General features: G+C 51.1%; 20 protein-coding genes and 1 other annotated feature. Of the genes, 14 read left to right on the top strand and 6 right to left on the bottom strand.

What is annotated here, in order from left to right:
* Positions 1-11 precede the first annotated feature (11 nt).
* The 3 genes from creB to creD are packed head-to-tail and all read left to right on the top strand — an operon-like array spanning position 12 to position 3,535.
* Positions 12-701 (top strand): two-component system response regulator CreB, encoded by a 690-nt coding sequence (gene creB / locus A9180_RS20645; protein WP_064530379.1) that lies wholly within the window; start codon positions 12-14, stop codon positions 699-701.
* Complete coding sequence (gene creC / locus A9180_RS20640; protein WP_064530378.1) at positions 701-2,125, top strand: two-component system sensor histidine kinase CreC; 1,425 nt, start codon at positions 701-703, stop codon at positions 2,123-2,125. Before creB ends, creC begins: the two co-directional genes overlap by 1 nt.
* Before the next feature lie 57 nt (positions 2,126-2,182).
* On the top strand, positions 2,183-3,535 hold the full coding sequence (creD, locus tag A9180_RS20635; protein ID WP_064530377.1) for a cell envelope integrity protein CreD: 1,353 nt from the start codon (positions 2,183-2,185) through the stop codon (positions 3,533-3,535).
* Positions 3,536-3,596: 61 nt separating this feature from the next.
* Here creD and arcA read toward each other — a convergent pair whose 3' ends face one another.
* Complete coding sequence (arcA, locus tag A9180_RS20630) at positions 3,597-4,313, bottom strand: two-component system response regulator ArcA (RefSeq protein ID WP_001194358.1); 717 nt, start codon at positions 4,311-4,313, stop codon at positions 3,597-3,599.
* 95 nt (positions 4,314-4,408) lie between these two features.
* On the opposite strand from arcA, the gene yjjY reads away from it, so the two are divergent.
* The 7 genes from yjjY to A9180_RS20595 all read left to right on the top strand — a co-directional run bounded on the left by yjjY (position 4,409) and on the right by A9180_RS20595 (position 11,218).
* Positions 4,409-4,549 carry a protein YjjY gene (gene yjjY, locus A9180_RS20625; protein ID WP_001303782.1) on the top strand — a complete coding sequence of 47 codons (141 nt, stop codon included), beginning with the start codon at positions 4,409-4,411 and terminating at the stop codon, positions 4,547-4,549.
* Positions 4,550-4,948: 399 nt separating this feature from the next.
* Entirely contained in the window at positions 4,949-5,635 is a 687-nt protein-coding gene (locus A9180_RS20620; RefSeq protein ID WP_064530376.1) for a tRNA/rRNA methyltransferase, read from the top strand.
* Between the two features lie 213 nt (positions 5,636-5,848).
* Entirely contained in the window at positions 5,849-5,914 is a 66-nt protein-coding gene (gene thrL / locus A9180_RS20615) for a thr operon leader peptide (RefSeq protein ID WP_001386572.1), read from the top strand.
* Positions 5,850-5,969 (top strand) — a sequence feature (Thr leader region). (Overlaps the previous gene by 65 nt.)
* Positions 5,970-5,994: 25 nt before the next feature.
* Entirely contained in the window at positions 5,995-8,457 is a 2,463-nt protein-coding gene (gene thrA, locus A9180_RS20610; protein WP_064530375.1) for a bifunctional aspartate kinase/homoserine dehydrogenase I, read from the top strand.
* Between the two features lies 1 nt (position 8,458).
* On the top strand, positions 8,459-9,391 hold the full coding sequence (gene thrB / locus A9180_RS20605; protein WP_064530374.1) for a homoserine kinase: 933 nt from the start codon (positions 8,459-8,461) through the stop codon (positions 9,389-9,391).
* The gene (gene thrC, locus A9180_RS20600; protein ID WP_064530373.1) at positions 9,392-10,678 is read left to right on the top strand and encodes a threonine synthase; all 1,287 of its coding nucleotides are present in this window, start codon (positions 9,392-9,394) and stop codon (positions 10,676-10,678) included. It abuts the gene before it with no gap.
* 213 nt (positions 10,679-10,891) lie between these two features.
* Complete coding sequence (locus A9180_RS20595; RefSeq protein WP_064530372.1) at positions 10,892-11,218, top strand: DUF2502 domain-containing protein; 327 nt, start codon at positions 10,892-10,894, stop codon at positions 11,216-11,218.
* 38 nt (positions 11,219-11,256) lie between these two features.
* Here the strand turns inward: A9180_RS20595 and yaaA are convergent, their stop codons facing one another.
* Together yaaA and A9180_RS20585 are read right to left on the bottom strand one after the other, a co-directional pair.
* Positions 11,257-12,033 carry a peroxide stress protein YaaA gene (gene yaaA / locus A9180_RS20590; RefSeq protein WP_064530371.1) on the bottom strand — a complete coding sequence of 259 codons (777 nt, stop codon included), beginning with the start codon at positions 12,031-12,033 and terminating at the stop codon, positions 11,257-11,259.
* Between the two features lie 69 nt (positions 12,034-12,102).
* A complete protein-coding gene (locus A9180_RS20585) occupies positions 12,103-13,533 on the bottom strand; it encodes an alanine/glycine:cation symporter family protein (RefSeq protein ID WP_064530370.1) in 1,431 nt (476 codons plus the stop codon).
* A gap of 279 nt (positions 13,534-13,812) precedes the next feature.
* On the opposite strand from A9180_RS20585, the gene tal reads away from it, so the two are divergent.
* Both tal and mog read left to right on the top strand, forming a co-directional pair.
* The gene (tal, locus tag A9180_RS20580; protein ID WP_064530369.1) at positions 13,813-14,766 is read left to right on the top strand and encodes a transaldolase; all 954 of its coding nucleotides are present in this window, start codon (positions 13,813-13,815) and stop codon (positions 14,764-14,766) included.
* Positions 14,767-14,880: 114 nt separating this feature from the next.
* Entirely contained in the window at positions 14,881-15,468 is a 588-nt protein-coding gene (mog, locus tag A9180_RS20575; protein WP_064530368.1) for a molybdopterin adenylyltransferase, read from the top strand.
* A gap of 195 nt (positions 15,469-15,663) precedes the next feature.
* Here mog and satP read toward each other — a convergent pair whose 3' ends face one another.
* The 3 genes from satP to A9180_RS20560 all read right to left on the bottom strand — a co-directional run bounded on the left by satP (position 15,664) and on the right by A9180_RS20560 (position 17,522).
* A complete protein-coding gene (satP, locus tag A9180_RS20570) occupies positions 15,664-16,230 on the bottom strand; it encodes an acetate uptake transporter (RefSeq protein ID WP_064530367.1) in 567 nt (188 codons plus the stop codon).
* Between the two features lie 148 nt (positions 16,231-16,378).
* Complete coding sequence (gene msyB, locus A9180_RS20565) at positions 16,379-17,092, bottom strand: acidic protein MsyB (protein ID WP_064530366.1); 714 nt, start codon at positions 17,090-17,092, stop codon at positions 16,379-16,381.
* Between the two features lie 25 nt (positions 17,093-17,117).
* Entirely contained in the window at positions 17,118-17,522 is a 405-nt protein-coding gene (locus A9180_RS20560; RefSeq protein ID WP_064530365.1) for a DUF2541 family protein, read from the bottom strand.
* Positions 17,523-17,896: 374 nt separating this feature from the next.
* Here A9180_RS20560 and dnaK point away from each other — a divergent pair, with 374 nt between their 5' ends.
* Both dnaK and dnaJ read left to right on the top strand, forming a co-directional pair.
* The gene (gene dnaK, locus A9180_RS20555) at positions 17,897-19,813 is read left to right on the top strand and encodes a molecular chaperone DnaK (protein WP_064530364.1); all 1,917 of its coding nucleotides are present in this window, start codon (positions 17,897-17,899) and stop codon (positions 19,811-19,813) included.
* An 88-nt stretch (positions 19,814-19,901) separates the two neighbouring features.
* Positions 19,902-21,032: a molecular chaperone DnaJ gene (dnaJ, locus tag A9180_RS20550; protein ID WP_064530363.1), complete on the top strand. Its 1,131-nt coding sequence runs from the start codon at positions 19,902-19,904 to the stop codon at positions 21,030-21,032.
* Positions 21,033-21,274: the final 242 nt, after the last annotated feature.

Below are 21,274 nucleotides of genomic sequence, written 5' to 3'. Positions count from 1 at the left end.
AGAGGCGATATATGCAACGGGAAACGGTCTGGTTAGTGGAAGACGAGCAAGGGATAGCCGACACGCTGGTCTATATGTTGCAGCAGGAAGGTTTTGCCGTCGAGGTCTTTGAACGAGGCTTGCCGGTGCTGGATAAAGCACGCCAGCAGGTTCCCGACGTCATTATTCTCGATGTTGGTCTGCCGGATATCAGCGGCTTTGAATTGTGTCGTCAGTTGCTGGCGAAGCATCCGGCGCTACCTGTACTGTTCCTGACAGCTCGCAGTGAAGAGGTGGATCGCCTGCTTGGGCTGGAAATTGGCGCTGACGACTACGTGGCTAAACCGTTTTCACCTCGCGAAGTGTGCGCCAGAGTGCGCACCTTACTGCGTCGGGTGAAGAAGTTCTCGACGCCGTCTCCCGTCATCCGTATTGGTCATTTTGAATTGAATGAACCAGCGGCGCAGATCAGCTGGTTTGAGACGCCATTAACGCTAACACGGTATGAATTTTTGTTGCTGAAAACGTTACTCAAGTCGCCGGGCCGCGTCTGGTCCCGCCAGCAACTGATGGATAGCGTCTGGGAAGATGCGCAGGACACCTACGATCGCACTGTCGATACTCACATTAAAACGCTGCGTGCCAAACTGCGCGCTATTAATCCCGAGCTTTCGCCGATCAATACCCATCGCGGCATGGGATACAGCCTGAGGAGCCTGTAATGCGTATCGGCATGCGGCTGTTGCTGGGGTATTTTTTACTGGTGGCGGTAGCCGCCTGGTTCGTACTGGCTATTTTTGTCAAAGAAGTTAAACCGGGCGTGCGAAGGGCGACGGAAGGGACGTTGATCGATACGGCAACGTTACTGGCGGAACTGGCGCGTGCCGATTTGCTCTCTGGTGACCCAACGCATGGGCAGTTAGCGCAGGCGTTTAACCAGCTACAAAATCGCCCGTTTCGCGCCAATATCAGCGGCATCAACAAAGTACGCAATGAATACCATGTCTATATGACCGATGCGCAGGGCAAAGTATTGTTTGATTCGGCCAATAAAGCCGTCGGGCAGGATTATTCTCGCTGGAATGATGTCTGGCTAACGTTGCGTGGTCAGTATGGTGCGCGCAGTACGTTGCAAAATCCTGCCGACCCCGAAAGTTCGGTGATGTATGTTGCCGCGCCGATTATGGACGGCTCGCGGCTGGTTGGCGTTTTGAGCGTAGGCAAACCGAACGCGGCGATGGCACCGGTGGTTAAACGCAGCGAGCGGCGAATTTTATGGGCCAGCGCCATTTTGCTGGGAATTGCGCTGGTAATCGGCGCAGGAATGGTTTGGTGGATCAACCGCTCCATTGCCCGACTCACCCGCTATGCCGATTCTGTTACTGACAATAAGCCCGTTCCTCTCCCCAATCTCGGTAGTAGCGAGCTGCGTAAGCTCGCACAGGCGCTGGAAAGTATGCGCGTGAAACTGGAAGGGAAAAACTATATTGAGCAGTATGTCTACGCGTTAACCCATGAGTTGAAAAGTCCACTGGCGGCAATTCGTGGCGCGGCGGAAATTTTACGCGAAGGTCCGCCGCCGGAAGTGGTGGCCCGTTTTACCGATAATATTCTGACGCAAAACGCGCGAATGCAGGCGTTGGTTGAAACGCTACTACGCCAGGCAAGACTAGAGAATCGCCAGGAAGTGGTTCTTTCTGCGGTTAATGTGGCGGCATTATTTCGCCGCGTCAGCGAAGCACGCACCGTGCAGCTGGCAGAAAAAAATATCACTCTCAATGTTATGCCCACCGAGGTTAACGTTGCTGCTGAACCGGCGTTGCTGGAACAGGCACTGGGGAATTTACTGGATAACGCTATCGATTTTACTCCCGAGCATGGCAGCATAACGCTTAGTGCTGGGGGGGAGCAGGAACACGTTACGCTTAACGTGCAGGATACCGGTAGCGGCATTCCTGACTACGCGCTATCGCGTATTTTTGAACGCTTTTACTCTTTGCCTCGTGCGAATGGGCAAAAAAGCAGTGGTCTGGGGCTGGCGTTTGTCAGTGAAGTCGCCCGTTTGCTTAATGGCGAAGTCACGCTGTGCAACGTGCCGGAAGGCGGTGTACTGGCCTCGCTTCGACTTCACCGTTACTTCACATAACTTCAAATTCTTCCCACATAGCCTTCATATCCTGTCGCCATTGCAAAGGAGAAGACTATGTTGAAATCCCCCCTGTTCTGGAAAATGACCACTTTGTTTGGCGCGGTATTGCTGTTGTTAATTCCATTAATGTTGATTCGGCAGGTGATTGTCGAACGTGCCGATTACCGTAGCGATGTTGAAGATGCGATTCGTCAAAGCACCAGTGGACCGCAAAAGTTGGTTGGGCCGCTTATCGCTATTCCTGTGACAGAGCTTTATACGGTGCAGGAAGAGGATAAAACTGTGGAGCGGAAACGAAGTTTTATCCATTTCTGGTTACCTGAGTCGTTGATGGTTGATGGCAATCAGAACGTAGAAGAACGCAAGATTGGTATTTATTCCGGTCAGGTCTGGCACAGTGATTTAACGCTAAAAGCCGATTTCGATGTTTCGCGTCTTAGCGAACTTAACGCGCCAAACATCACTTTAGGCAAGCCGTTTATTGTGATTAGCGTCGGTGATGCACGCGGGATCGGTGTAGTGAAAGCGCCTGAACTTAACGGAACAGCGCTGACCATTGAGCCCGGAACCGGGTTAGATCAAGGCGGGCAGGGCGTGCATATCCCTTTACCAGAAGGGGACTGGCTGAAGCAGAACCTGAAGCTAAATATGGCGCTGAATTTAAGCGGTACTGGAGATTTTTCTGTCGTGCCGACGGGACGCAATAGTGAGCTTGTCTTAACCAGCAACTGGCCGCATCCCAGTTTTTTAGGTGATTTTTTGCCAGCGAAACGAGAAATAAGTGCATCCGGTTTTCAGGCGCAATGGCAAAGCAGTTGGTTTGCCAATAATCTCGGTGAACGTTTTGCTTCGGGCAATGATTCCAACTGGGAAAATTTCCCGGCGTTTAGCGTTGCAGTCACTACGCCTGCCGATCAGTATCAATTAACCGACCGGGCGACAAAATACGCCATCTTGCTGATCGCCCTGACTTTTATGGCCTTCTTTGTGTTTGAAACGCTCACCGCGCAACGTTTGCACCCGATGCAATATTTGCTGGTGGGGCTGTCATTAGTGATGTTTTATTTGCTCTTGCTGGCGCTTTCTGAACACACCGGTTTTACCGTGGCATGGGTAATTGCCAGCCTGATAGGGGCATTAATGAACGGGATTTACTTGCAGGCGGTATTAAAAGGTTGGCGCAATAGCATGTTGTTTACCCTCGCGCTGCTGTTACTGGATGGCGTGATGTGGGGGCTACTGAGCTCTGCTGACAGTGCGCTGTTATTAGGGACGAGTGTGCTGGTGGTGGCGCTGGCAGGTATGATGTTTGTGACGCGGAATATCGACTGGTATGCGTTTTCACTGCCGAAAATGAAAGCCAGTAAAGAAGTCACAACGGACGATGAGTTACGTATCTGGAAATAATGTTGAAAAATAAAAACGGCGCTAAAAAGCGCCGTTTTTTTTTGGACGGTGGTAAAGCCGATTAATCTTCCAGATCACCGCAGAAGCGATAACCTTCACCGTGAATGGTGGCGATGATTTCCGGCGTATCCGGCGTAGATTCGAAGTGTTTACGAATACGACGGATCGTCACGTCTACAGTACGGTCGTGCGGTTTCAGCTCACGGCCGGTCATTTTCTTCAGCAGTTCAGCACGAGACTGAATTTTGCCTGGGTTTTCACAGAAGTGAAGCATGGCACGGAACTCGCTGCGCGGCAGTTTGTACTGCTCGCCATCAGGACCGATCAATGAACGGCTGTTGATGTCCAGTTCCCAACCATTGAACTTATAGCTTTCAACGCTACGGCGTTCTTCGCTGACTGTACCCAGATTCATGGTACGAGACAGCAGGTTGCGTGCACGAATAGTCAGTTCACGCGGGTTGAACGGTTTGGTGATGTAGTCATCTGCACCGATTTCGAGGCCGAGAATTTTATCGACTTCGTTGTCACGGCCAGTCAGGAACATCAACGCAACATTCGCCTGCTCGCGCAGTTCACGCGCTAACAGAAGACCGTTCTTACCCGGCAGATTGATATCCATGATCACCAGGTTGATGTCATATTCAGAGAGGATCTGATGCATTTCCGCGCCATCTGTCGCTTCGAAAACATCATAGCCTTCCGCTTCGAAAATACTTTTCAACGTGTTGCGTGTTACCAACTCGTCTTCAACGATAAGAATGTGCGGGGTCTGCATGTTTGCTACCTAAATTGCCAACTAAATCGAAACAGGAAGTACAAAAGTCCCTGACCTGCCTGATGCATGCTGCAAATTAACATGATCGGCGTAACATGACTAAAGTACGTAATTGCGTTCTTGATGCACTTTCCATCAACGTCAACAACATCATTAGCTTGGTCGTGGGTACTTTCCCTCAGGACCCGACAGTGTCAAAAACGGCTGTCATCCTAACCATTTTAACAGCAACATAACAGGCTAAGACGTGCCGGACACCCAATAAAACTACGCTTCGTTGACATATATCAAGTTCAATTGTAGCACGTTAACAGTTTGATGAAATCATCGTATCTAAATGCTAGCTTTCGTCACATTATTTTAATAATACAACTAGTTGCCTTATACAACTAATAAACGTGGTGAATCCAATTGTCGAGATTTATTTTTTATAAAATTATCCTAAGTAAACAGAAGGATATGTAGCAATTTTTAACAATTACACCGTTAGTGTAGTCAAGAAATAGTTTAGCTTTTTTTAAGTGAAGTAAAGGGCTTTTTCTGCGACTTACGTTACGAATTTGTAAATTCTCTCCGCGTAATAAGTTGACATTCATCACCCTGTTCGCGGTTATTTGATCAAGAAGAGTGGCAACATGCGTATAACGATCATTCTGGTGGCACCTGCCAGAGCAGAAAATATTGGTGCAGCGGCCCGGGCGATGAAAACAATGGGGTTTACCGAGCTGCGCATTGTCGATAGTCAGGCACACCTGGAGCCAGCTACCCGCTGGGTGGCGCATGGTTCTGGTGATATTATTGATAATATTAAAGTTTTTCCAACGCTGGCTGAATCGCTACACGACGTTGATTTTACCGTTGCCACCACTGCGCGCAGTCGGGCGAAATACCATTACTACGCCACGCCGGTAGAACTGGTGCCGCTACTGGAGGAAAAATCGACATGGATGAACCACGCGGCGCTGGTCTTTGGTCGCGAAGATTCCGGCTTGACTAACGAAGAGTTGGCGCTTGCTGATGTCCTCACCGGCGTGCCAATGGTGGCGGATTATCCATCACTGAATTTGGGACAGGCGGTGATGGTCTATTGCTATCAATTAGCAACATTAATACAACAACCGGTGGAATCTGCCGCAACGGCGGACCCATTTCAACTGCAGGCACTACGTGAACGTGCCATGTCATTGTTAACGACTCTGGCGGTGGCAGATGACACCAAACTGGTCGACTGGTTGCAACAACGCATCGGGCTGTTAGAGCAACGAGATACGGCCATGTTGCATCGTTTGTTGCATGATATTGAAAAAAATATCACCAAATAAAAAACGACAAGGAAGGGCATTTTCAGATTTTTATACTGACTGCAATGGGCAATATGTCTCTGTGTGGATTAAAAAAAGAGCATCTACCAGCAGCCTATGAACTGGTAACCTGCCGTGAGTAAATTAAAATTTTATTGACTTGGGTCACTAAATACTTTAACCAATATAGGCATAGCGCACAGACAGATAAAAATTACAGAGTACACAACATCCATGAAACGCATCAGCACCACCATTACCACCACCATCACCATTACCACAGGTAACGGTGCGGGCTGACGCGTACAGGAAATACAGAAAAAAGCCCGCACCTGACAGTGCGGGCTTTTTTTTCGACCAAAGGTAACGAGGTAACAACCATGCGAGTGTTGAAGTTCGGCGGTACATCAGTGGCAAATGCAGAACGTTTTCTGCGGGTTGCCGATATTCTGGAGAGCAATGCCAGGCAGGGGCAGGTGGCCACCGTCCTCTCTGCCCCCGCCAAAATTACCAACCATCTGGTCGCAATGATTGAAAAAACCATTAGCGGTCAGGATGCTTTACCCAATATCAACGATGCCGAACGTATTTTTGCCGAACTTCTGACGGGACTCGCCGCCGCTCAACCGGGATTTCCACTGGCGCAATTGAAAGCGTTCGTCGATCAAGAATTTGCCCAAATAAAACATGTCCTGCATGGCATTAGCCTGTTGGGGCAATGCCCGGACAGCATCAACGCCGCGCTGATTTGCCGTGGTGAAAAAATGTCGATCGCCATTATGGCCGGTGTACTGGAAGCGCGTGGTCACAACGTTACCGTTATCGATCCGGTCGAAAAACTGCTGGCAATCGGTCATTACCTTGAATCTACCGTCGATATTGCTGAGTCCACCCGCCGTATTGCGGCAAGCCGCATTCCAGCTGACCACATGGTGCTGATGGCCGGTTTCACTGCGGGTAACGAAAAAGGTGAGCTGGTGGTGCTGGGACGTAACGGTTCTGACTACTCCGCCGCGGTACTGGCCGCCTGTTTACGCGCTGATTGTTGCGAGATCTGGACGGACGTTGACGGTGTCTATACCTGCGACCCGCGTCAGGTGCCCGATGCGAGGCTGTTGAAGTCGATGTCGTACCAGGAAGCGATGGAGCTTTCCTACTTCGGCGCTAAAGTTCTTCACCCTCGCACCATTACCCCTATCGCTCAGTTCCAGATCCCTTGCCTGATTAAAAATACCGGAAATCCACAAGCGCCAGGTACGCTCATTGGTGCCAGCCGTGATGAGGACGAATTACCGGTCAAGGGCATTTCCAATCTGAATAACATGGCAATGTTCAGCGTTTCCGGTCCTGGGATGAAAGGAATGGTCGGCATGGCGGCGCGCGTGTTCGCCGCAATGTCACGTGCCAGAATTTCGGTGGTGCTGATTACGCAATCCTCTTCCGAATACAGTATCAGTTTCTGCGTACCACAAAGCGACTGTGCGCGTGCTGAACGCGCGATGCAGGAAGAGTTCTACCTGGAACTGAAAGAGGGTTTGCTGGAGCCGCTGGCGGTCACTGAACGGCTGGCCATTATCTCGGTGGTGGGCGATGGTATGCGCACCTTACGTGGGATCTCTGCGAAATTCTTTGCCGCGCTGGCCCGCGCCAATATCAACATTGTCGCCATTGCTCAAGGGTCTTCTGAACGTTCAATCTCCGTAGTAGTCAATAACGACGACGCGACTACTGGCGTACGCGTTACCCACCAGATGCTGTTTAATACCGATCAGGTAATCGAAGTGTTTGTGATTGGCGTCGGTGGAGTTGGCGGCGCGCTGCTGGAGCAACTGAAGCGGCAGCAAAGCTGGCTGAAGAACAAACATATCGATTTACGCGTTTGCGGGGTTGCTAACTCGAAGGCGCTGCTGACCAATGTGCATGGCCTTAACCTGGAAAACTGGCAGGAAGAACTGGCGCAAGCCAAAGAGCCGTTCAATCTCGGGCGCTTAATTCGCCTGGTGAAAGAATATCATTTGCTGAATCCGGTGATTGTTGACTGTACCTCCAGCCAGGCGGTGGCGGATCAATATGCCGACTTCCTGCGAGAAGGTTTCCATGTGGTGACCCCGAATAAAAAGGCCAACACCTCGTCGATGGATTACTACCATCAGCTGCGTTACGCGGCGGAAAAATCACGGCGTAAATTCCTCTATGATACCAACGTCGGTGCGGGATTACCGGTCATTGAGAACTTGCAAAACCTGCTCAACGCGGGTGATGAATTGATGAAATTCTCTGGCATTCTTTCTGGGTCGCTTTCTTTCATCTTCGGTAAGTTAGACGAAGGGATGAGCTTCTCTGAGGCCACCACGCTGGCAAGGGAAATGGGCTATACCGAACCGGACCCACGGGATGATCTTTCTGGTATGGATGTGGCGCGCAAGCTGTTGATTCTCGCGCGTGAAACCGGGCGTGCACTGGAACTGGCGGATATCGAAATCGAATCTGTGCTGCCCTCAGAGTTTAACGCGGAAGGTGATGTTGCAACTTTTATGGCGAACCTGTCACAACTCGACGATCTCTTTGCCGCACGCGTGGCGAAGGCCCGTGATGAAGGTAAAGTTTTGCGCTATGTTGGCAATATTGATGAAGATGGCGTCTGCCGCGTGAAGATTGCTGAAGTGGATGGCAATGATCCACTGTTCAAAGTAAAAAACGGCGAAAACGCCCTGGCCTTCTATAGCCACTATTATCAGCCGCTGCCGTTGGTTCTGCGCGGATACGGCGCGGGTAATGATGTAACAGCTGCCGGTGTCTTTGCCGATCTGCTGCGCACCCTCTCATGGAAGTTAGGAGTCTAAAATGGTTAAAGTTTATGCTCCGGCTTCCAGTGCCAATATGAGCGTCGGGTTTGATGTGCTCGGGGCGGCGGTGGCGCCTGTTGATGGTTCCTTGCTGGGAGATGTAGTGACTGTTGAGTCAGCAGAGCGCTTCAGTCTCAACAATCTTGGACGGTTTGCAGGTAAGCTACCGCCAGAACCGCAGGAAAATATCGTTTATCAGTGCTGGGAGCGTTTTTGCCAGGAAGTGGGTAAGCAAATTCCGGTGGCGATGACCCTGGAAAAGAATATGCCGATCGGTTCTGGCTTAGGTTCCAGCGCCTGTTCAGTGGTCGCGGCGCTGGTAGCGATGAATGAACACTGCGGTAAGCCGCTCAATGATACCCGCCTGCTGGCCTTGATGGGCGAGCTGGAAGGGCGTATCTCCGGCAGCATTCATTACGACAACGTGGCACCGTGTTTTCTTGGTGGTATGCAGTTGATGATTGAAGAAAACGGCATCATCAGCCAGCAGGTACCAGGATTTGATGAGTGGTTATGGGTGCTGGCATATCCGGGGATTAAAGTCTCGACGGCAGAAGCGCGGGCTATTTTACCGGCGCAGTATCGCCGCCAGGATTGCATTGCTCACGGGCGACATCTGGCGGGCTTCATTCATGCCTGCTATTCCCGCCAGCCAGAACTTGCCGCGAAGCTGATGAAAGATGTTATCGCTGAACCTTACCGTGAACGTTTACTGCCTGGCTTCCGGCAGGCGCGGCAAGCTGTTGCGGAAATCGGCGCGGTAGCGAGCGGTATCTCCGGCTCCGGGCCGACCGTGTTCGCTCTGTGTGACAAGCCGGATACCGCCCAGCGCGTTGCCGACTGGTTGGGTAAGAACTACCTGCAAAATCAGGAAGGTTTTGTTCATATTTGCCGGCTGGATACGGCGGGCGCACGAGTACTGGAAAACTAAATGAAACTCTACAATCTGAAAGATCACAACGAGCAGGTCAGTTTTGCGCAAGCCGTAACGCAGGGATTGGGCAAAAATCAGGGGTTGTTTTTCCCTCATGAACTACCGGAATTCAGCCTGAGCGAAATTGATGAGATGCTGAAACTGGATTTCGTCACTCGCAGCGCGAAGATCCTCTCTGCGTTTATTGGCGATGAGATCCCACAAGAAGTACTGGAAGAGCGCGTGCGTGCGGCATTTGCTTTCCCGGCTCCGGTTGCCAAAGTTGAAAATGATGTCGGTTGCCTGGAACTGTTCCACGGGCCAACGCTGGCATTTAAAGATTTCGGCGGTCGCTTTATGGCGCAAATGCTGACCCATATTGCGGGCGATAAGCCAGTGACTATTCTGACGGCGACTTCCGGTGATACCGGAGCGGCAGTGGCTCACGCTTTCTACGGTTTACCGAATGTTAAAGTGGTCATCCTTTACCCGCATGGCAAAATCAGCCCACTGCAAGAAAAACTGTTTTGTACGCTGGGGGGCAATATTGAAACCGTCGCTATCGACGGCGATTTTGATGCCTGCCAGGCTCTTGTTAAACAGGCATTCGATGATGAAGAACTGAAAGTGGCGCTGGGGCTGAACTCTGCTAACTCTATTAACATCAGTCGTTTGCTGGCGCAGATTTGCTATTACTTTGAAGCTGTGGCGCAGTTGCCGCAGGAAGCGCGTAATCAGCTGGTTGTCTCGGTGCCGAGCGGAAACTTCGGCGATTTGACGGCAGGATTGCTGGCGAAATCACTCGGTCTGCCGGTGAAGCGTTTTATCGCGGCTACTAACGTTAACGATACGGTGCCGCGTTTCTTGCATGACGGACAGTGGGCGCCTAAAGCTACCCAGGCGACATTATCCAATGCGATGGATGTCAGCCAGCCAAACAACTGGCCGCGAGTGGAGGAATTGTTCCGCCGTAAAATCTGGCAACTGAAGGAGTTGGGTTATGCGGCGGTGGATGATGCAACCACCCAGCAGACAATGCGTGAGTTAAAAGCACTGGGCTATACCTCGGAACCGCATGCTGCCGTGGCTTACCGTGCGCTGCGTGACCAGCTACATCCGGGAGAATATGGCCTGTTCCTCGGCACTGCGCACCCGGCGAAGTTTAAAGAGAGCGTGGAAGTGATTCTTGGTGAAACGTTGGAACTGCCAAAAGAGCTGGCAGAACGAGCCGAATTACCGCTGCTTTCTCATAACCTGCCCGCCGATTTTGCCGCGTTGCGCAAACTCATGATGAATCATAAGTAGAATCCATTAATTTCCTGAAAATGGCCGGGCTTGCGTTTATGCAGTTCGGCTTTTTTATGGAGAAAACATGAGAAAAATCGACAGAAAAAAAGGAGAAATTTTCAATAAATGCGGTAACTTAGCTCTTTGAATTGTAGAGAATGACAACGGGGATTCTTTTACCGTAAGCTCCTGATATCGACCCATAACTGGCAATGATAAAAGGAGTCACCTGTGAAAAAGATGCAATCTATCCTACTCGCACTTTCCCTGATTCTGGTCGCTCCTATGGCAGCGCAGGCAGAGGAAATAATGCTGGTGCCATCAGTAAAGTTACAGATTGGCGATCGTGATTATCGCGGTTTCTACTGGGATGGCGGTTACTGGCGTGACCATAACTGGTGGTATAGAAATTATGAATGGCGAGGCAATCGCTGGCACCCACACGGATCGCAGCCGCACCATAATTGGTATAATGATCATCGAAATGATCACCGTGGAGATCATCGAAACGATCACGGCGGCGAGCATCGTCCTGGTCCGGACAGACATCACCGCTAAATATAAATGCCGGATGACCTCCGGCATTTACCGCAAACTTAACGTAGTTCGTAGCGTTTAAACACCAGTTCGCCATTGCTGGAGCTGGCTTCATCAAAGAAGTAACCTTCGCTGTTAAAACCTGTCAGTTGCTCTGGTTTGGTCAGGCGATTTTTAATGATAAACCGACTCATCAGGCCGCGCGCTTTCTTAGCGTAGAAGCTAATAACCTTAAACTTGCCGTTCTTCTCATCGAGGAACACCGGCTTGATAATCTCAGCATTCAGTTTCTTCGGTTTCACTGATTTAAAATACTCATCTGACGCCAGGTTAATCACTACCTGATCGCCTTGTGCTTCGAGCGCCTCGTTCAGTTTGTTGGTGATCACATCACCCCAGAATTGGTACAGATCTTTGCCCCGGGCGTTCTCAAGACGGATACCCATCTCCAGACGATATGGCTGCATTAAATCGAGCGGGCGCAGTACGCCATACAAACCGGAAAGCATACGCAAATGCTGCTGGGCAAAAGCGAAATCTTCTTCGCTGAAGGTTTCGGCCTGCAAACCGGTGTAGACATCGCCTTTGAACGCCAGAATCGCCTGCCGGGCATTCTCCGGCGTGAAGTCTGGCTGCCAGTCATGAAAGCGAGCGGCGTTGATACCCGCCAGTTTGTCGCTGATGCGCATCAGCGTGCTAATCTGCGGGGGCGTTAGCTTCCGCGCTTCGTGAATAAGCTGTTGGGAGTTGTCTAACAGCTCCGGCAACGTGTAGCGCGTGGTGGCCAAAGGGCTTTGATAATCAAGCGTTTTAGCAGGTGAAATCAGAATCAACATATCCAGTCCTTGCAGGAAATTTACTGCGACTGTAGCAAAAAAAGTGGATGAGTTGATCGATAGTTGTGATTACTCCTGCGACAAATCATCCCACGCGTCAGGGGACAGTTGCTGACTGATATCCGGGTAGCGCAGCGGATCAAACACCGGACGCACGCCAAGTTTACGTTGGCGCAGATAATCGCTGGCAATGATATGCACTACAGGGGAAAGCAGCAAAATCGCGGTCAAATTGGTGATTGCCATGCAGGCCATAATAACATCGGCCAGTTGCCACATCAGAGGAAGGCTCAGGAGGGTGCCGCCAATGACGGTAACAAAGATACAGATACGCAGACTCCAGATAGCTTTCCGGTTGTTCAGCCGTAAAAAGAAGAGATTATTTTCGGCATAAATGTAGTTGGCGACGATCGAACTGAAGGCAAATAGAATCACCACTATCGTGACAAATTCTGCCCCCCATGACCCCATTAATACACGCATCGCTTTCTGAATGAGTTGGATACCTTCCTGTGGCATATAGGTGGTGCCGTTACCGGCCAGTAATATCAGCATGGCGCTTGCCGTACAGATGACTAGCGTGTCGATAAAGATGCCGATCATCTGGACAATACCTTGCGCTGCCGGATGCGGTGGCCATGATGCCGCCGCCGCTGCTGCGTTCGGTGTTGATCCCATCCCCGCTTCATTGGAAAACATACTGCGCTGAAAACCGTTAGTAATTGCCTGACTCAGGGTATAACCCGCTGCGCCGCCTGCCGCTTCCTGCCAGCCAAAGGCACTTTCAAAAATAGACCAGATAACGTGTGGAAGTTGCCCGATATTCATTGCGCAAATGACCAGGCTGGTGAGTACCCAGATTAACGCCATAATAGGGACAAACCATTGCATTAGCCGGGCGACGCCATAAATGCCGTGAGTTATCGCCAACAGAGTAAAAATGGCGAGAATGACACCCGTTACTAACGGGGGGAAATCGAATGCAAAACTCATCGCGTGAGCGACAGCATTTGCCTGAACTCCGCTGAAAATCAGTCCGTAGGCGATGAGCAAAAAGACGGCGAACAGAACGCCCATCCAGCGCATTCCCAATCCTCGCGCCATATACCATGCCGGTCCGCCGCGAAACTGCCCATTGACGTCACGTTCTTTATAAAGTTGTGCAAGGGAACATTCGGCAAAAGAGGTCGCCATGCCGATAAACCCGGCAACCCACATCCAGAAAACAGCACCCGGTCCACCGGCGGTGATGGCCAGCGCAACGCCTGCCAGGTTGCCGCTGCCGACGCGCGCGGCGAGACTGGTACACAATGATTGGAAAGAGGTTAAACCGCCTCGTTGCGGATGAATGCTATTTTTAAGACTTTTGCCAAACTGACGAATATAGCGAAATTGAACGAACCCAGAACGAAAAGTGAACCAACAGCCTGCGCCGAAGAGCAGGTAGATCATCACTGATCCCCATAGTACGTTGTTAATAAAAGAGAAAAAATCAGGCATTCGTATCCCTCTTGTCGCCGGCACGCGGTTACATTCCTGTGTAAACGTTACCAATTGATTAAGAATTATATACGATGTGCATTGGTAGATAACGCCTGTGTAGCATACTTGAGTTTTTGTTTAAAAATGGCGGGTGATATCAACGCCGTGTCAGAAATCCGAAACAGTCTTGCCTGGTGATAACCCTCTTGTCTGCGGTTGCGCTGTCGTTACGTCGTGATATCATCAGGGCAGACCGGTTACATCCCCCTAACAAGCTGTTTAAAGAGAAATACTATCATGACGGACAAATTGACCTCCCTTCGTCAGTACACCACTGTAGTGGCCGACACTGGGGACATTGCGGCAATGAAGCTGTATCAACCGCAGGATGCCACAACCAACCCTTCTCTCATTCTTAACGCAGCGCAAATTCCGGAATACCGTAAGTTGATTGATGATGCTGTCGCATGGGCGAAACAGCAGAGCAACGATCGCGCGCAGCAGGTAGTGGACGCGACCGACAAACTGGCAGTAAACATTGGCCTGGAAATTCTGAAACTGGTTCCGGGCCGTATCTCAACTGAAGTTGATGCGCGTCTTTCCTATGACACTGAAGCATCCATTGCGAAAGCAAAACGCCTGATCAAACTCTACAACGATGCTGGCATCAGCAACGATCGTATTCTGATCAAACTGGCGTCTACCTGGCAGGGTATCCGTGCTGCAGAACAGTTGGAAAAAGAAGGCATTAACTGTAACCTGACTCTGCTGTTCTCCTTCGCTCAGGCGCGTGCTTGTGCGGAAGCGGGTGTGTTCCTGATCTCTCCGTTTGTTGGCCGTATTCTTGACTGGTACAAAGCCAATACCGATAAGAAAGAGTACGCTCCAGCAGAAGATCCGGGTGTGGTTTCTGTATCTGAAATCTACCAGTACTACAAAGAGCACGGTTATGAAACCGTGGTTATGGGCGCAAGCTTCCGTAACATCGGCGAAATTCTGGAACTGGCAGGCTGCGACCGTCTGACCATCGCTCCGGCACTGCTGAAAGAGCTGGCTGAGAGCGAAGGGGCTATCGAACGTAAACTGTCTTACACTGGTGAAGTGAAAGCGCGTCCGGCGCGTATCACCGAGTCCGAGTTCCTGTGGCAGCACAACCAGGACCCAATGGCAGTAGATAAACTGGCGGAAGGTATCCGTAAGTTTGCTGTTGACCAGGAAAAACTGGAAAAAATGATCGGCGATCTGCTGTAATCATTCTTAGCGTGACCGGGAAGTCGGTCACGCTACCTCTTCTGAAGCCTGTCTGTCACTCCCTTCGCAGTGTATCATTCTGTTTAACGAGACTGTTTAAACGGAAAAATCTTGATGAATACTTTACGTATCGGCTTAGTTTCCATCTCTGATCGCGCGTCCAGCGGCGTTTATCAGGATAAAGGCATCCCCGCGCTGGAAGAATGGCTGATATCGGCGCTGACAACGCCGTTTGAACTGGAAACCCGCTTAATCCCCGATGAGCAGGCGATCATTGAGCAAACGTTGTGTGAGCTGGTGGATGAAATGAGTTGCCATCTGGTGCTGACAACCGGCGGTACTGGCCCGGCGCGCCGTGACGTAACGCCCGACGCAACGCTGGCAGTAGCTGACCGCGAGATGCCGGGCTTTGGTGAACAGATGCGCCAGATTAGCCTGCATTTTGTGCCAACTGCGATCCTTTCGCGCCAGGTAGGGGTGATTCGTAAGCAGGCACTGATTCTTAATTTACCCGGTCAGCCGAAGTCCATCAAAGAGACACTGGAAGGGGTGAAGGACGCTGAGGGTAAGGTCGTAGTACATGGCATTTTCGCCAGCGTGCCGTACTGCATTCAGTTGCTGGAAGGACCATACGTTGAAACGGCACCGGAAGTCGTTGCAGCATTCAGACCGAAGAGCGCAAGACGCGAAGTTAGCGAATAAAAAAATCCCCCCAGGCGGGGGGATCAGACTGATGACAAACGCAAAACTGCCTGATGCGCTACGCTTATCAGGCCTACGATCTTCCTGCAATATATTGAATTTGCATCATTATGTAGGCCGGATCAGGCGTTCATGCCGCATCCGGCATGAATAAAGCGCACGCTGATATCCCCCTGTCCGGGGGAGCTCAAACAATTAGTGGGATTCACCAATCGGCAGAACGGTACGGCCAAACTGTTCGTTCAGCACTTCACCCATTGCCAGATAAATTGCGCTGGCACCGCAGATCAGGCCAATCCAGCCTGCGAAGTGGATGATTGCTTCGTTACCGGCAATGTTACCGATAGCCAGCAGCGCAAACAGCACGGTCAGGCTGAAGAATACGAATTGCAGAACACGTGCGCCTTTCAGCGTGCCGAAGAACATAAACAGCGTAAACACGCCCCACAGACCCAGGTAGACACCGAGGAACTGCGCGTTGGGTGCATCGGTCAGGCCCAGTTTCGGCATCAGCAGAATCGCAACCAGCGTCAGCCAGAAAGAACCATAAGAGGTGAAGGCGGTTAACCCGAAAGTGTTTCCTTTTTTATACTCCAGCAGACCAGCAAAAATTTGCGCGATGCCGCCGTAGAAGATGCCCATGGCAAGAATAATACCGTCCAGAGCGAAATAACCCACGTTGTGCAGGTTAAGCAGAATGGTGGTCATGCCGAAGCCCATCAGGCCCAGCGGTGCCGGATTAGCCAACTTAGTGTTGCCCATAATTCCTCAAAAATCATCATTGAATGAATGGTGAAATAATTTCCCTGAATAACTGTAGTGATTTCAGGGCGCGGCATAATAATCAGCCAGTGGGGCAGTGTCTATGATCTTTTGAGGGGAAAATGAAAATTTTCCCCGGTATCCGGTATCAGACCTGAGTGGCGCTAACCATCCGGCGCAGGCAGGCAATTTGCAGTACCGCCGGAATGGTGACGCGATAGGCGCTACCGCTGACGGCTTTAACTCCGTTTAATGCCGCGCCCACAGGGCCACCTAGCCCCGCGCCGCGCAGCAAACCATGCCCAAGCACGCTCATTGCTGCGTGGGTGCGTAAAATGCGGGTCAATTGGCTGGAAAGCAGATGCGACACACCTTTTGCCAACAATTTGTCTTTCATCAGCAGCGGTAATAGCTCTTCCAGCTCGTTGACTCTGGCATCGACCGCCTGGAGAAATTCCTGCTTATGTTCCTCGTCCATTTTCTTCCAGGTATTACGCAGAAATTGTTCCAGTAACTGTTGCTCAATTTCAAAGGTAGACATCTCTTTATCGGCTTTCAGCTTCAGCCGTTTTGAGACGTCGAGCAAAATAGCCCGATACAGCTTGCCGTGTCCGCGAAGTTTGTTAGCGATACTATCGCCGCCAAAATGTTGTAATTCTCCGGCAATCAGCTGCCAGTTGCGGCGATGCTGCTCGGGATGCCCTTCCATCGATTTGAACAGTTCATTACGCATCAGAACGCTGGAGAGTCGCGTTTTGCCTTTTTCGTTATGGGTGAGCAAACGGGCGAAATTGGTCAGCTGCTCCTCACTACAATGCTGGAGAAAATCCAGATCTGAATCACTCAGGTAATTAACATTCATTTATTGGGGATTCTCTGTTCAAGCGTTAGTCGTCGCCGATAATTTTCAGCGTGGCCATATCGGACGAGTTCACTGTATGACCGGAAAAGGTGATTTTTGACACGCAGCGTTTGTTGTCGTTATCGCTGTTAATGTTGATCCAGCTGGTGGTTTGCCCTTCTTTAATTTCTGCGGGAACATGCAGACTTTGGCTGGCGCTACGGGCGGCTTTGAAATAAACCGACGCGCCGCTCAACTGTAAATCGCCATGATCGGCGGTGAGTTGGATACGTTTTACGATGCGGCAAACGGGGAGTTTCAGCGCCAGATCGTTGGTTTCGTTACGCGGCATCGCAATGACGCCGAGGATTTTATGGTCGTTAGCTTGCGCCGTGCAGCACAGCATAAGGCCAAGTACCAGGCTGGCGGAAATCGTAAAAACGGATTTCATAAAGATTCTCTTAGCGGGGAGCAGTAGGGGATGAATAGCTACTAGTTTACTGCTGACGAAAAGAAGATTCAGGTATGTAATCTTTTCTTTTTATTACAATTTTTTGGTGAATGCCTTGTGTTGAATTCATTCTTTATATGAATAAAACGGCTGTCTGTTTCATGTCTTCTTCCGGCATATCACGAAATTTCTGCGCAAAAGCACAAAAAATTTTTGCATCTCCCCCTTGATGACGTGGGTTACGACCCCATTTAGTAGTCAACCGCAGTGAGTGAGTCTGCAAAAAAATGAAATTGGGCAGTTGAAACCAGACGTTTCGCCCCTATTACAGACTCATACCACATGATGACCGAATATATAGTGGAGACGTTTAGATGGGTAAAATTATTGGTATCGACCTGGGTACTACCAACTCTTGTGTAGCGATTATGGATGGCACCACTCCTCGTGTGCTGGAGAACGCCGAAGGCGATCGCACCACGCCTTCTATCATTGCCTATACCCAGGATGGTGAAACTCTGGTTGGTCAGCCGGCTAAACGTCAGGCAGTGACGAACCCGCAAAACACCCTGTTTGCGATTAAACGCCTGATTGGCCGCCGCTTCCAGGACGAAGAAGTACAGCGTGATGTTTCCATCATGCCGTTCAAAATTATTGCTGCTGATAACGGCGACGCATGGGTCGAAGTTAAAGGCCAGAAAATGGCACCGCCGCAGATCTCTGCTGAAGTGCTGAAAAAAATGAAGAAAACCGCGGAAGATTACCTGGGCGAACCGGTAACTGAAGCTGTTATCACTGTACCGGCATACTTTAACGATGCACAGCGTCAGGCAACTAAAGACGCAGGCCGTATCGCTGGTCTGGAAGTAAAACGTATCATCAACGAACCGACCGCAGCTGCGCTGGCTTACGGTCTGGACAAAGGTACTGGTAACCGTACTATCGCGGTTTATGACCTTGGTGGTGGTACTTTCGATATCTCCATTATCGAAATCGACGAAGTTGACGGCGAAAAAACCTTCGAAGTTCTGGCAACCAACGGTGATACCCACTTAGGTGGTGAAGACTTCGACAGCCGTCTGATCAACTATCTGGTTGAAGAATTCAAGAAAGATCAGGGTATTGACCTGCGTAACGACCCGCTGGCAATGCAGCGCCTGAAAGAAGCGGCAGAAAAAGCGAAAATCGAGCTGTCTTCCGCTCAACAGACCGACGTTAACCTGCCGTACATCACTGCAGATGCGACCGGTCCGAAACACATGAACATCAAAGTGACTCGTGCGAAACTGGAAAGCCTGGTGGAAGACCTGGTGAACCGTTCCATCGAGCCGCTGAAAGTTGCTCTGCAGGACGCTGGCCTGTCCGTATCTGATATCGACGATGTTCTCCTCGTTGGTGGTCAGACTCGTATGCCAATGGTTCAGAAGAAAGTTGCTGAGTTCTTTGGTAAAGAGCCGCGTAAAGACGTTAACCCGGACGAAGCTGTGGCAATCGGTGCTGCCGTTCAGGGTGGTGTACTGACTGGCGACGTGAAAGACGTACTGCTGCTGGACGTTACCCCGCTGTCTCTGGGTATCGAAACCATGGGCGGTGTAATGACTACGCTTATCGCGAAAAACACGACTATCCCGACCAAGCACAGCCAGGTGTTCTCTACCGCTGAAGACAACCAGTCTGCGGTAACCATCCACGTGCTGCAGGGTGAACGTAAACGTGCGGCTGATAACAAATCTCTGGGTCAGTTCAACCTGGATGGCATCAACCCGGCACCGCGCGGCATGCCGCAGATCGAAGTTACCTTCGATATCGATGCTGACGGTATCCTGCACGTTTCCGCGAAAGACAAAAACAGCGGTAAAGAGCAGAAGATCACCATCAAGGCTTCTTCTGGTCTGAACGAAGATGAAATCCAGAAAATGGTACGCGACGCTGAAGCTAACGCCGAAGCAGACCGTAAGTTTGAAGAGCTGGTACAGACCCGCAACCAGGGCGACCATCTGCTGCACAGTACCCGTAAGCAGGTTGAAGAAGCAGGCGACAAACTGCCGGCTGACGACAAAACTGCTATCGAGTCTGCGCTGACTGCACTGGAAACTGCTCTGAAAGGTGAAGACAAAGCCGCTATCGAAGCGAAAATGCAGGAGCTGGCACAGGTTTCCCAGAAACTGATGGAAATCGCCCAGCAGCAACATGCCCAGCAGCAGACTGCCGGTGCTGATGCTTCTGCAAACAACGCAAAAGATGACGATGTTGTCGACGCCGAGTTTGAAGAAGTCAAAGACAAAAAATAATCGCCCTATAAACGGGTAATTATACTGACACGGGCGAAGGGGATTTTCCTCTCCGCCCGTGCATTCATCTAGGGGCAATTAAAAAAAGATGGCGAAGCTTGATTATTACGAGATTTTAGGCGTTTCCAGAACAGCGGAAGAGCGTGAAATCAAAAAGGCCTACAAACGCCTGGCCATGAAATATCACCCGGACCGTAACCAGGGTGACAAAGAGGCCGAGGCGAAATTTAAAGAGATCAAGGAAGCTTATGAAGTTCTGACCGACTCGCAAAAACGCGCGGCATATGATCAGTATGGTCATGCGGCGTTTGAGCAAGGCGGCATGGGCGGCGGCGGTTTTGGCGGCGGCGCAGACTTCAGCGATATTTTTGGTGACGTTTTCGGCGATATTTTTGGCGGCGGACGTGGTCGTCAACGTGCGGCGCGTGGTGCTGATTTACGCTATAACATGGAGCTCACCCTCGAAGAAGCTGTACGTGGCGTGACCAAAGAGATCCGCATTCCGACTCTGGAAGAGTGTGACGTTTGCCACGGTAGCGGTGCAAAACCAGGCACGCAGCCGCAGACCTGTCCGACCTGTCATGGTTCTGGTCAGGTGCAGATGCGCCAGGGCTTCTTCGCTGTACAGCAGACCTGTCCGCACTGTCAGGGGCGCGGTACGCTTATCAAAGATCCATGCAACAAGTGTCATGGTCATGGTCGCGTTGAGCGCAGCAAAACGCTGTCCGTTAAAATCCCGGCAGGGGTGGACACTGGAGATCGCATCCGTCTTGCGGGCGAAGGTGAAGCGGGCGAACACGGCGCACCGGCAGGCGATCTGTACGTTCAGGTACAGGTTAAACAGCACCCGATTTTCGAGCGTGAAGGCAACAACCTGTATTGCGAAGTGCCGATCAACTTCGCTATGGCAGCTCTGGGTGGCGAAATCGAAGTGCCGACCCTTGATGGGCGCGTTAAACTGAAAGTGCCTGGCGAAACCCAGACCGGTAAGCTGTTCCGTATGCGCGGTAAAGGCGTCAAGTCTGTTCGCGGCGGTGCGCAAGGTGACTTGCTGTGCCGCGTTGTTGTCGAAACACCGGTAGGTCTGAACGAGAAGCAGAAACAGCTGCTGCAAGAGCTGCAAGAAAGCTTCGGTGGCCCAACCGGCGAGCACAACAGCCCGCGCTCGAAGAGCTTCTTCGATGGCGTGAAGAAGTTTTTTGACGACCTGACTCGCTAACGCCCTGAAAAGCCTGCCCGTGGGCAGGCCAGGGTAAAAATAGGGTGCGTTGAAGATATGCAAGCACCTGTAAAGTGGCGGGGGGCACTCCCCCCCGCTGCTCTTACTCGGGTTCGTAAGCCGGGAAAACAGCAACCCCCCTCCTGCCCGTTCGGGTGTGAACCTCCCAGAGGGCTTTTTTCCTTTCCCGTGGCGCCCCCCCGGCGGGGGGAGAAAAGACGGTCCAGGGGGCAAACAACCCC

Source organism: Escherichia sp. B1147, from assembly GCF_001660175.1.
Lineage (GTDB): Bacteria > Pseudomonadota > Gammaproteobacteria > Enterobacterales > Enterobacteriaceae > Escherichia > Escherichia whittamii.
Note: the sequence above shows the minus strand (reverse complement) of the source record. Positions and strands in the feature narration are given on the sequence as shown.